The sequence below is a fragment of the Neobacillus mesonae genome, from assembly GCF_001636315.1.
GTDB classification, from domain to species: domain Bacteria; phylum Bacillota; class Bacilli; order Bacillales; family Cytobacillaceae; genus Neobacillus; species Neobacillus mesonae.
Genome location: NZ_KV440949.1, coordinates 2,652,477 through 2,665,258 on the forward strand (window position 1 = coordinate 2,652,477; position 12,782 = coordinate 2,665,258).

Sequence of the window (12,782 nt, forward strand, 5' to 3'; positions counted from 1 at the left end):
TATTATTTTCTATAAGAAAAAACTAAAACTATGTTGACATCTATTTATATAGATGGTATATTAATAAAGTCGCTTCGGGCGATAAGCTAAAAGTTGTTCTTTGAAAACTAAACAAACAAAAACGTCAACAAACAATAATTATTCATCTCTTTATGAGATGAAGCCAACGTAACATTTATGAGCTAATCAACTTTCTTGGAGAGTTTGATCCTGGCTCAGGACGAACGCTGGCGGCGTGCCTAATACATGCAAGTCGAGCGAACTTGCGGGAGCTTGCTCCCAAAAGTTAGCGGCGGACGGGTGAGTAACACGTGGGCAACCTGCCTGTAAGACTGGGATAACTTCGGGAAACCGGAGCTAATACCGGATAATTCTTATCAACACATGTTGGTAAGCTGAAAGTCGGTTTCGGCTGGCACTTACAGATGGGCCCGCGGCGCATTAGCTAGTTGGTGAGGTAACGGCTCACCAAGGCAACGATGCGTAGCCGACCTGAGAGGGTGATCGGCCACACTGGGACTGAGACACGGCCCAGACTCCTACGGGAGGCAGCAGTAGGGAATCTTCCACAATGGACGAAAGTCTGATGGAGCAACGCCGCGTGAGCGATGAAGGCCTTCGGGTCGTAAAGCTCTGTTGTTAGGGAAGAACAAGTATCGGAGTAACTGCCGGTACCTTGACGGTACCTAACCAGAAAGCCACGGCTAACTACGTGCCAGCAGCCGCGGTAATACGTAGGTGGCAAGCGTTGTCCGGAATTATTGGGCGTAAAGCGCGCGCAGGCGGTCCTTTAAGTCTGATGTGAAAGCCCACGGCTCAACCGTGGAGGGTCATTGGAAACTGGGGGACTTGAGTGCAGAAGAGGAAAGCGGAATTCCACGTGTAGCGGTGAAATGCGTAGAGATGTGGAGGAACACCAGTGGCGAAGGCGGCTTTCTGGTCTGTAACTGACGCTGAGGCGCGAAAGCGTGGGGAGCAAACAGGATTAGATACCCTGGTAGTCCACGCCGTAAACGATGAGTGCTAAGTGTTAGAGGGTTTCCGCCCTTTAGTGCTGCAGCTAACGCATTAAGCACTCCGCCTGGGGAGTACGGCCGCAAGGCTGAAACTCAAAGGAATTGACGGGGGCCCGCACAAGCGGTGGAGCATGTGGTTTAATTCGAAGCAACGCGAAGAACCTTACCAGGTCTTGACATCCTCTGACACTCCTAGAGATAGGACTTTCCCCTTCGGGGGACAGAGTGACAGGTGGTGCATGGTTGTCGTCAGCTCGTGTCGTGAGATGTTGGGTTAAGTCCCGCAACGAGCGCAACCCTTGATCTTAGTTGCCAGCATTCAGTTGGGCACTCTAAGGTGACTGCCGGTGACAAACCGGAGGAAGGTGGGGATGACGTCAAATCATCATGCCCCTTATGACCTGGGCTACACACGTGCTACAATGGATGGTACAAAGGGCTGCAAAACCGCAAGGTCTAGCCAATCCCATAAAACCATTCTCAGTTCGGATTGCAGGCTGCAACTCGCCTGCATGAAGCCGGAATCGCTAGTAATCGCGGATCAGCATGCCGCGGTGAATACGTTCCCGGGCCTTGTACACACCGCCCGTCACACCACGAGAGTTTGTAACACCCGAAGTCGGTGGGGTAACCGTAAGGAGCCAGCCGCCTAAGGTGGGACAGATGATTGGGGTGAAGTCGTAACAAGGTAGCCGTATCGGAAGGTGCGGCTGGATCACCTCCTTTCTAAGGATATAAGCTGGACATATGAGCCAGACAATAAAAGTTTGTTTGATTGTTTCTTGTTTGTTTAGTTTTGAGGGAGCAATTTTCTCTCAAAGCTTTTTTATTCGTTCTTTGAAAACTAGATAATCGTATAGAAGAAGAAACCAAGTAAGAACCGAGTATCGCCATTTTAGTTTTTCTCTCTAAATTTAGAGTAAAACCTTTTAGGTTAAGTTAGAAAGGGCGCACGGTGGATGCCTTGGCACTAGGAGCCGATGAAGGACGGGACTAACACCGATATGCTTCGGGGAGCTGTAAGTAAGCTTTGATCCGGAGATTTCCGAATGGGGGAACCCACTGCTCGTAATGGAGCAGTATCTTTACCTGAATACATAGGGTATTGAAGGCAGACCCGGGGAACTGAAACATCTAAGTACCCGGAGGAAGAGAAAGCAAACGCGATTCCCTAAGTAGCGGCGAGCGAAACGGGAACAGCCCAAACCGAAAGGCTTGCCTTTCGGGGTTGTAGGACACTCAACATGGAGTTACAAAGGAACGGGGTAGATGAAGCGACCTGGAAAGGTCCGCAATAGAAGGTAAAAGCCCTGTAGTCGAAACTTCGTTCCCTCCTGAGTGGATCCTGAGTACGGCCGGACACGTGAAATCCGGTCGGAAGCAGGGAGGACCATCTCCCAAGGCTAAATACTCCCTAGTGACCGATAGTGAACCAGTACCGTGAGGGAAAGGTGAAAAGCACCCCGGAAGGGGAGTGAAAGAGATCCTGAAACCGTGTGCCTACAAGTAGTCAAAGCCCGTTTATGGGTAATGGCGTGCCTTTTGTAGAATGAACCGGCGAGTTACGATTGCATGCAAGGTTAAGTTGAAGAGACGGAGCCGCAGCGAAAGCGAGTCTGAATAGGGCGAATATAGTATGTAGTCGTAGACCCGAAACCAGGTGATCTACCCATGTCCAGGGTGAAGTCCAGGTAACACTGGATGGAGGCCCGAACCCACGCACGTTGAAAAGTGCGGGGATGAGGTGTGGGTAGCGGAGAAATTCCAATCGAACTTGGAGATAGCTGGTTCTCTCCGAAATAGCTTTAGGGCTAGCCTCACGTTGTTAGAGTCTTGGAGGTAGAGCACTGTTTGGACTAGGGGCCCTCATCGGGTTACCGAATTCAGACAAACTCCGAATGCCAAAGACTTATCCGTGGGAGTCAGACTGCGAGTGATAAGATCCGTAGTCAAAAGGGAAACAGCCCAGACCACCAGCTAAGGTCCCAAAGTATACGTTAAGTGGAAAAGGATGTGGAGTTGCTTAGACAACCAGGATGTTGGCTTAGAAGCAGCCACCATTTAAAGAGTGCGTAATAGCTCACTGGTCGAGTGACTCTGCGCCGAAAATGTACCGGGGCTAAACGTATCACCGAAGCTGTGGATTGACATCTACGATGTCAGTGGTAGGAGAGCGTTCTAAGGGCGTTGAAGCTGGACCGTAAGGACCGGTGGAGCGCTTAGAAGTGAGAATGCCGGTATGAGTAGCGAAAGATGAGTGAGAATCTCATCCACCGAATGCCTAAGGTTTCCTGAGGAAGGCTCGTCCGCTCAGGGTTAGTCGGGACCTAAGCCGAGGCCGAAAGGCGTAGGCGATGGACAACAGGTTGATATTCCTGTACCACCTCTTTATCGTTTGAGTGATGGGGGGACGCAGGAGGATAGGGTAAGCGCGCTGCTGGTTATGCGCGTCTAAGCAGTTAGGCTGATGAATAGGAAAATCCGTTCATCGTAAAGGCTGAGCTGTGATAGCGAGGGAATTATAGTACCGAAGTTCCTGATTCCACACTGCCAAGAAAAGCCTCTAGCGAGATAAAAGGTGCCCGTACCGCAAACCGACACAGGTAGGCGAGGAGAGAATCCTAAGGTGAGCGAGAGAACTCTCGTTAAGGAACTCGGCAAAATGACCCCGTAACTTCGGGAGAAGGGGTGCTTATTGAGGTGCATAGCCTCGATGAGCCGCAGTGAATAGGCCCAGGCGACTGTTTAGCAAAAACACAGGTCTCTGCGAAGCCGCAAGGCGAAGTATAGGGGCTGACGCCTGCCCGGTGCTGGAAGGTTAAGAGGAGGGGTTAGCTCACGCGAAGCTCTGAATCGAAGCCCCAGTAAACGGCGGCCGTAACTATAACGGTCCTAAGGTAGCGAAATTCCTTGTCGGGTAAGTTCCGACCCGCACGAAAGGCGTAACGATCTGGGCACTGTCTCAACGAGAGACTCGGTGAAATTATAGTACCTGTGAAGATGCAGGTTACCCGCGACAGGACGGAAAGACCCCATGGAGCTTTACTGTAGCCTGATATTGAATTTTGGTACAGCTTGTACAGGATAGGTAGGAGCCTGAGAAGCCGGAGCGCCAGCTTCGGTGGAGGCGTCGGTGGGATACTACCCTGGCTGTATTGAAATTCTAACCCTCACCCCTGATCGGGGTGGGAGACAGTGTCAGGTGGGCAGTTTGACTGGGGCGGTCGCCTCCTAAAATGTAACGGAGGCGCCCAAAGGTTCCCTCAGAATGGTTGGAAATCATTCGCAGAGTGTAAAGGCACAAGGGAGCTTGACTGCGAGACCTACAAGTCGAGCAGGGACGAAAGTCGGGCTTAGTGATCCGGTGGTTCCGCATGGAAGGGCCATCGCTCAACGGATAAAAGCTACCCTGGGGATAACAGGCTTATCTCCCCCAAGAGTCCACATCGACGGGGAGGTTTGGCACCTCGATGTCGGCTCATCGCATCCTGGGGCTGTAGTCGGTCCCAAGGGTTGGGCTGTTCGCCCATTAAAGCGGTACGCGAGCTGGGTTCAGAACGTCGTGAGACAGTTCGGTCCCTATCCGTCGTGGGCGCAGGAAATTTGAGAGGAGCTGTCCTTAGTACGAGAGGACCGGGATGGACGCACCGCTGGTGTACCAGTTGTCTTGCCCAAAGGCATCCTGGGTAGCTATGTGCGGACGGGATAAGTGCTGAAAGCATCTAAGCATGAAGCCCCCCTCAAGATGAGATTTCCCATAGCGTCAAGCTAGTAAGATCCCTGAAAGATGATCAGGTTGATAGGTCAGAGGTGGAAGCATGGTGACATGTGGAGCTGACTGATACTAATCGATCGAGGACTTAACCAAGTCAAATAGTAGCGAACTCATTCTTACGAATCTTCTTCTGTATTATCTAGTTTTGAGGGAACGAACCTCAAATATTATAGTCCGGCGGTGATGGCGAGAAGGTCACACCCGTTCCCATACCGAACACGGAAGTTAAGCTTCTCAGCGCCGATGGTAGTTGGGGCAAGCGCCCCTGTGAGAGTAGGACGCTGCCGGGCAAACAAAAAAGACAACCTGAAATGGGTTGTCTTTTTATTTTTTCATTCATGTTAAGGCTTGCAGCGTAAATCAACCATCAATTTAATAATTATTTGAGTATATAAAAGGTCCGGTTAATTCTAAAACTGGGCCTTTTATATTTTTGAACGGGTTAAGTATTGATGAACCAGGAACGGACCTTTTTTCAAGGTGATTTGTAGAAATGAATCAATAAAAGGGTAGTCACGGTTTGGCATCATTTTCGTTAATTCACTCCACCATTCCGTTTCATAACGGGCTATCATACTTAAATTATAAAGCAATAAGTAATGAATGAGCAGCTCAGGAAAGTCGAAAAACTTGTTCTTGTGTAATGGAAAAGTCCAGAATTCCCCATTAAGATGAAATTTTAGCGGTATAGCATTTGATACCCCAATGTTCCCCTGAACCATAAAAGAAATTCCTTCGTTTGAAAAATCCACATTATTATTCATTTTGGAAGATAGAAATTCCTTGAAGCGATTTTCCGTCATATGGTACGAATCTAATATGGCTTCAGAAAGAACAAATTGTTTTCCTTCCGTATGTAATGGTTCAAAGGTTTTTTTATTCTCGTGTAAAAGGAATAACTCATTCAACTCTGGGATGAGCTGTAACAAATCCTCCATGAGAACTTTTTCGCCTTCTAATTGTTTCACGTGAAACATTTTTTCGGACATATACGGGAATAGCCCATTTTTTTGAATCTTTACTTCATCTTGAAAGAAAAGGTAGTTTTGCTTTTTTCGCTTTCGTGTTGATACTCCATGTGCCAGTACGGCTGTTGATTCAGGATAAGACGGATCAACTGTTAAAATGCAGGCTTTGATTAAGTGCACAAGGCCATAAAAAAGTAAAATTGGTTTTAAAATCAGCGGTGATTTTTCTGCCTGCTGATAATATATTTGACCATGTTCCAAATAATAAAGAAAGGAATAACAGTTTTCATAACTTTTTGCTTCAGGATTATCGATATTGCCCTTTTGGTAACAATTTTTTAAGTACTTTTGACAGTATTCTGCCGAAAAAAAACAAGTGAAATTTCCCGAGTTAAAAAGATTGTTCAAATCGTACCACCTTTTTCAGAATAATCTAACTTAGTGCATGTCCCTTGACAGTATTTTGTCCAATTGATAACCTACAAATAATATTTTTTGTCCTGGAGGCCGTAAAAATGTGGGAAAATAAGTTTGCAAAAGAAGGTTTAACGTTTGATGATGTATTATTGATTCCTGGTAAGTCTGAAGTTCTTCCAAGAGATGTTAATTTACAGGTTGAATTATCACCTAATGTGAAACTTAATATCCCAATTATCAGTGCAGGGATGGATACGGTAACGGAATCCGAAATGGCTATTGCGATGGCGCGTCAGGGTGGTTTGGGCATTATTCATAAAAACATGTCCATTGAGCAGCAGGCAGAGCTGGTTGAAAAGGTAAAGCGTTCAGAAAGCGGCGTTATTACTGATCCATTTTTCCTGACACCTGACCGGCAAGTTTATGATGCTGAGCATTTAATGGGTAAATATCGCATTTCTGGGGTCCCAATTGTTAACAATGTTGAAGAGCAGAAACTAATCGGCATTATTACAAACAGAGATCTTCGCTTTATTGAAGATTACTCCTTTAAAATTTCTGATGTGATGACAAAGGAAAATCTGATTACCGCACCGGTTGGCACAACTTTAGCGGAAGCTGAGAAAATTTTACAAAAGCATAAGATTGAAAAACTGCCGCTTGTAGATGAGCAAGGTGTTTTAAAAGGATTAATTACGATTAAGGATATTGAAAAAGTCATTGAATTTCCAAACTCTGCGAAGGATCAGCAAGGCCGACTGCTGGCAGGCGCTGCTGTTGGGGTTACAAATGATACAATGAGACGGGTTGAAGCACTTGTTAAGGCAAATGTTGATGCCATTGTGGTAGATACAGCACATGGACATTCAAAAGGTGTTCTTGATACTGTTCACGAAATTAGAGACGCATATCCCGAATTGACCATCATCGCCGGAAATGTGGCCACTGGAGAAGCTACAAAGGCTCTATATGAAGCAGGGGCCGATGTAGTCAAGGTTGGAATCGGACCTGGTTCCATTTGTACAACACGTGTTGTTGCCGGTGTTGGTGTACCGCAAATTACGGCGGTTTATGATTGTGCAACTGAAGCAATGAAGCAAGGAAAGACGATTATTGCTGATGGCGGTATTAAATACTCTGGTGATGTTGTGAAAGCATTGGCTGCAGGCGGACATGCCGTTATGCTGGGAAGTCTATTAGCGGGCACTACGGAAAGCCCTGGAGAGACTGAAATTTTCCAAGGCCGCCGCTTTAAAGTATACCGCGGTATGGGCTCTGTTGCAGCCATGGAAAAAGGTTCTAAAGACCGTTATTTCCAAGAAGATAATAAGAAATTTGTCCCTGAGGGTATTGAAGGGCGTTTACCTTACAAAGGACCTTTAGCTGATACCATTTACCAGCTGATCGGCGGGTTACGTTCCGGTATGGGCTATTGCGGTACAAAAGACCTTGAAGAACTTAGAACAAAAGCACAATTTATTCGCATGACGGGTGCCGGCTTAAGAGAAAGCCATCCACATGATGTCCAAATTACAAAAGAAGCACCAAACTATTCTATGTAAAAAAGAGAAGCTCAGCCTTCTCTTTTTTTTTCGCTATCAAAAGGGTCCGCTCCTTCTCTTCTAATCGAAAAGTCCTATTTTAAATTGGAAATAAGTTAGACGGTTGCTCTGTCTATGATTTACTTTGGAGTTGTGTTAAAATAACCAAGGTGTACTAAATCGTTGGAGGGCATAATAGTGAAAAAACAGGTTTTTCGAAAATTTGCTGCCGGTGCGCTTGCCCTGACACTTTCTTTCAGCCTATTTGGCGGAGCAAAGCAGGCAAATGCACAAGCGGCTTTAAATGTAAATGCTGATGGTGCTATATTAGTAGATGCTGAAACAGGTAAGATTTTATATGAGAAAAATGGCGAAAGTCCACTGGGCGTAGCCAGCATGACGAAAATGATGACAGAGTATCTGCTGCTTGATGCGGTGAAGCGTGGGAAAGTAAAGTGGGATCAAGAGTATTCTGTCAGTGACCTCGTTTATAAAATGTCACAGCCAAGAGATTTGTCGAATGTGCCGTTACGCAAGGACGGAAAATATACAGTCAAAGAATTATATGAAGCAATGGCTATTTATTCAGCTAATGGCGCCACCATTGCGTTAGCAGAAATTATCGGCGGTTCGGAATCAAACTTTGTAAAGATGATGAATGAAAAGGCAAAAAAGTTAGGTCTTAAACATACTAAATTCGTTAACTCATGTGGTTTAAATAACAGGGATTATCATGGTGAACAGCCTGAAGGTTCTGGCCCGGAAGATGAAAACGTTATGTCACCGGAAGATGTGGCAACATTGGCTTTTCATCTTATCAATGAATATCCTGATGTATTAAAAACAGCAAGCACTCCGATGAAGGTATTTCGTGAGGGTACTGATGACCGCATTGTAATGAAAAACTGGAACTGGATGCTTCCTTCTTTAGTTTATGGCTATCAAGGAATGGACGGCTTGAAAACTGGAACAACTGATTTTGCCGGCTATTGTTTTACTGGTACAGCAAGCCGTGACGGCAAACGATTCATTACTGTTGTACAAAATGCCGTGGGTGCCAACGGTAATGGTGATTATAAGTCGCGTTTTGATGAAACTAGAAAAATGCTAGATTATGCTTTTTCGACTACAACAAAAGAAGAAATCGTTCCAAAACACTATCAAGTGAAGGGACATAAAACAATCCCGGTTATTAAAGGGAAAGAAGATCAAGTTAAGATTTACACAAAATCAGCCATTGACATGGTGATTGAAAACGGTGAGAAAAATAATTATAAACCGGTATTAGTACTGGATAAAAATAAGATCTACAAAAATGGCGAATTAACAGCGCCAATTAAAAAAGGTGAAAAAATTGGTTATTTAACCGTTGAACCGAAAAATGGCGATAAAATTAAGTATTTAACAGCAGAGGGTCAAAAGAAGGTCCAGGTAGATGTAGTGGCTGCTCAAGATGTTGAAAAAGCAAATTGGTTTGTCCTAATGATGAGAGGAATTGGAAATTTCTTTGGTGACGTCTGGGATGGAATTGCTTCTACTGTTAAAGGCTGGTTTTAACGCTTTCTGAGAAACTATCAGAATTTGGATAGGATTCCTGCCTTGACAGGAATCCTTTTTTGTTGCTTTAATGAGTTTATGGAATAAATTATTTTAGTATTTCAAATTAGTAGTTTCTAAAACTATGAAGAGATTTTTCTTAATATTAGAAATAGAAGGGAGATTTTTAACAATGGTATCAACAGGTACGGATCGTGTAAAACGTGGTATGGCAGAAATGCAAAAGGGCGGCGTCATCATGGATGTCGTAAATGCTGAGCAGGCAAAGATTGCAGAAGAAGCCGGAGCAGTAGCGGTAATGGCTCTTGAAAGGGTTCCTTCAGATATTCGTGCTGCCGGCGGTGTTGCGAGAATGGCAGATCCTAGAATCATGGAAGAAGTAATGGGCGCTGTTTCTATTCCGGTAATGGCAAAGGCAAGAATCGGCCATATTGTGGAGGCACGTGTTCTTGAAGCGATGGGTGTTGACTATATTGACGAGAGCGAAGTATTGACACCTGCTGATGAAGAATTCCATTTAAATAAAAATTCCTTTACGGTTCCTTTTGTTTGCGGCTGCCGTGATTTAGGGGAAGCTGCCCGCAGAATTGGCGAAGGTGCTTCCATGCTTCGTACAAAAGGTGAGCCTGGTACTGGTAATATTGTTGAAGCGGTTCGCCATATGCGTAAAGTAAACGCACAAGTTCGCAAAGTGGTTTCCATGAATGAAGACGAACTGATGACTGAAGCAAAGCTGTTAGGCGCACCGTATGAAATCCTTCTTGAAATCAAACGTCTTGGCCGTCTCCCAGTTGTTAACTTTGCTGCCGGCGGTGTAGCAACTCCTGCTGATGCAGCGTTAATGATGGAATTAGGTGCTGACGGGGTATTCGTAGGTTCTGGTATTTTCAAATCTGAAAATCCTGCTTTATTTGCTAAAGCAATAGTAGAAGCTACGACACATTACCAAGATTATAAATTAATCGCTGAACTATCTAAGAATCTAGGAACACCGATGAAGGGGATTGAAATTTCATCATTGGCACCAGCAGACCGTATGCAAGACCGCGGCTGGTAATTAGACCGTCAAAGCTTAATAATTTACTTAGTTTTCCTGACGTTTTGGCGTCATGAGGCGCAGTTAAATCGAAGAGACAGAACTTTTGTAAAAAAGTTCTGTTTTGCAAACAAAGGGGTATTTTTTATGATAAAAATAGGCGTTCTCGCATTGCAAGGGGCTGTCCGTGAGCATATGCAATCAGTGGAAGCATGTGGCGCAGAGGCCATTGCCGTTAAGCATAAGGAAGAGTTGAAAGAGATAGATGGCCTGATTCTTCCTGGCGGAGAGAGCACTACAATGCGCCGTTTAATTGATAAGTATGACTTCATGGATGCATTGAAGGAATTTGCTGCCGAAGGTAAACCAATGTTCGGAACCTGTGCTGGATTGATCCTTCTAGCGAAGAATCTTGTCGGCTACAGCGAACCGCATATCGGTGTAATGGACGTTACGGTTGAACGCAACTCGTTTGGCCGCCAAGTAGACAGCTTTGAGGCTGACCTCGCAATTAGGGATGTCGCTTCTGAGTTTCCTGCTGTATTTATTCGTGCACCGCACATTGTTGAGGCCGGGGAGAATGTTGAAATTCTTGCAAAGCACAATGACCGCATTGTCGCCGCACGTGAAGGGCAATTCCTTGGATGCTCGTTCCATCCGGAGTTAACAGAGGACCATCGCTTTACCGGTTACTTTGTAGAGATGGTTAAAGAGGCAAAACAAAAGCAATTAGTATAATATGGTTGCAATTGGACCATAAATATAGTAGAGTATGAATACAAAATCATATCGAACAAAGCTATGAGAGGAACTAGTAACAAGGGATTTATTCTTAAGAGAGCCGGTGGCTGGTGTGAACCGGTGAATGATACTTGTGAATCCATCCTCGAGCAAGGTACGGAACGCTCCAATAAGGGGCCAGTAAGTATCTTCGGACAGAAACCGTTAATTTATTGAGGTGGACAGTTTTGCTGTCAACCAGGGTGGTATCGCGAGCAGCTCTCGTCCCTGTATTTGGGGACGGGAGTTTTTTGTTTTTTTATAGTGAAAGCAGGAGAACTCGCAGATATAAGGTACTAAGTCGCAGATATACTGTCGAAACTCGCAGATATATTGACACAAGTCGCAGATATATCCCCTAAACTCGCAGATATCCCCATATTAAACAAAAAGGAGTGTCTAAGTATGCTGGATTTAAAAGTATTACGAGCTAATTTTGCCGAAGTAAAAGAAAAGCTGCAGCATCGCGGCGAAGATTTAACAGACCTAGGCCGTTTTGAGGAACTGGACCACAAAAGAAGGGAGCTAATCGTTGAATCTGAACAGCTGAAATCAAAGCGAAATGAAGTTTCTCAACAGGTTGCGGCCTTAAAGCGTGAGAAAAAGGATGCCGATCAACTAATTCAGGAAATGCGCGAGGTTGGTGACCGGATCAAAACATTAGATGATGAGTTAAGAGGGGTAGAAGAAACATTAGAGCTGCTGTTATTAAGCATCCCAAATATTCCTCATGAAAGTGTGCCAGTTGGTGAATCAGAAGATGATAACGTGGAAATTCGTAAATGGGGTCAAATCCGTGAGTTTCATTTTGAACCAAAACCGCACTGGGAAATTGCCGATCATTTAGGAATCTTAGACTTTGAACGTGCCGGCAAGGTGACTGGCAGCCGCTTTGTTTTTTACAAAGGGCTTGGAGCACGCCTTGAACGCGCGTTAATGAGCTTCATGCTTGATCTGCATGTTGATGAGCATGGCTACACAGAGGTGCTGCCGCCATACATGGTTAACCGTACAAGCATGACGGGAACAGGGCAGCTTCCGAAGTTCGAAGAGGATGCCTTCTTAATTGAAAGTGAAGACTATTTCTTAATCCCGACGGCTGAAGTGCCGGTGACCAATTTACACCGTGATGAAATTATCAGCGGTGACGAATTGCCGATTAAGTATGCTGCATACAGCGCATGCTTCCGTTCAGAGGCAGGATCAGCAGGGCGTGATACGAGAGGCCTGATTCGCCAGCACCAATTTAACAAAGTCGAGCTGGTTAAGTTTGTTAAGCCTGAGGATTCTTATAGTGAGCTTGAAAAGCTGACAAATAATGCGGAGCGCGTCCTCCAGCTGTTAGAGCTGCCATACCATGTATTAAGCATGTGTACCGCTGACCTCGGCTTTACCGCAGCGAAAAAGTATGATATTGAAGTATGGCTGCCAAGCTACGAAACATACCGCGAGATTTCTTCTTGCAGTAACTTTGAGGCGTTCCAGGCGAGAAGAGCAAATATTCGCTTCCGCCGCGATCCGAAGGCGAAGCCGGAACATGTTCATACACTAAATGGCTCAGGCCTCGCGATTGGCCGTACGGTTGCCGCTATCTTAGAAAACTACCAGCAGGAAGACGGCAGTGTCGTGATACCAACGGTGCTTCGTCCATATATGGGTGGACGAGAGGTAATCAAACCGGTTTAATTTACT

Annotated in this window: 6 protein-coding genes, 3 rRNA genes and 1 other annotated feature; of the genes, 8 read left to right on the top strand and 1 reads right to left on the bottom strand. The window is 45.4% G+C overall.

Annotated elements, in window-relative coordinates; genetic code table 11:
• Positions 1–192: 192 nt before the first annotated feature.
• The 3 genes from A6749_RS12475 (at position 193) to rrf (ending at position 5,081) form a co-directional block, all read left to right on the top strand.
• Positions 193–1,742: ribosomal RNA gene (locus tag A6749_RS12475) — 16S ribosomal RNA — on the top strand.
• A gap of 206 nt (positions 1,743–1,948) precedes the next feature.
• Positions 1,949–4,884, top strand: a 23S ribosomal RNA gene (locus tag A6749_RS12480).
• A gap of 80 nt (positions 4,885–4,964) precedes the next feature.
• A 5S ribosomal RNA gene (rrf, locus tag A6749_RS12485) occupies positions 4,965–5,081 on the top strand.
• Together the 16S, 23S and 5S rRNA genes form the textbook arrangement of a ribosomal RNA operon.
• Before the next feature lie 135 nt (positions 5,082–5,216).
• Here the strand turns inward: rrf and A6749_RS12490 are convergent.
• Complete coding sequence (locus tag A6749_RS12490) at positions 5,217–6,167, bottom strand: YaaC family protein (protein ID WP_066389922.1); 951 nt, start codon at positions 6,165–6,167, stop codon at positions 5,217–5,219.
• A 107-nt stretch (positions 6,168–6,274) separates the two neighbouring features.
• Between A6749_RS12490 and guaB the strand changes: the two genes are divergently transcribed.
• The 5 genes from guaB (at position 6,275) to serS (ending at position 12,776) form a co-directional block, all read left to right on the top strand.
• Entirely contained in the window at positions 6,275–7,738 is a 1,464-nt protein-coding gene (gene guaB / locus A6749_RS12495) for an IMP dehydrogenase (RefSeq protein WP_066389923.1), read from the top strand.
• 177 nt (positions 7,739–7,915) lie between these two features.
• On the top strand, positions 7,916–9,274 hold the full coding sequence (locus tag A6749_RS12500) for a serine hydrolase (protein ID WP_066389924.1): 1,359 nt from the start codon (positions 7,916–7,918) through the stop codon (positions 9,272–9,274).
• A gap of 172 nt (positions 9,275–9,446) precedes the next feature.
• On the top strand, positions 9,447–10,331 hold the full coding sequence (gene pdxS / locus A6749_RS12505; RefSeq protein WP_066389925.1) for a pyridoxal 5'-phosphate synthase lyase subunit PdxS: 885 nt from the start codon (positions 9,447–9,449) through the stop codon (positions 10,329–10,331).
• A gap of 126 nt (positions 10,332–10,457) precedes the next feature.
• Entirely contained in the window at positions 10,458–11,048 is a 591-nt protein-coding gene (gene pdxT / locus A6749_RS12510; RefSeq protein WP_066389926.1) for a pyridoxal 5'-phosphate synthase glutaminase subunit PdxT, read from the top strand.
• 54 nt (positions 11,049–11,102) lie between these two features.
• Positions 11,103–11,323, top strand: a binding site (T-box leader).
• Positions 11,324–11,495: 172 nt separating this feature from the next.
• Positions 11,496–12,776 (top strand): serine--tRNA ligase, encoded by a 1,281-nt coding sequence (gene serS / locus A6749_RS12515; protein ID WP_066389927.1) that lies wholly within the window; start codon positions 11,496–11,498, stop codon positions 12,774–12,776.
• Positions 12,777–12,782 lie beyond the last annotated feature (6 nt).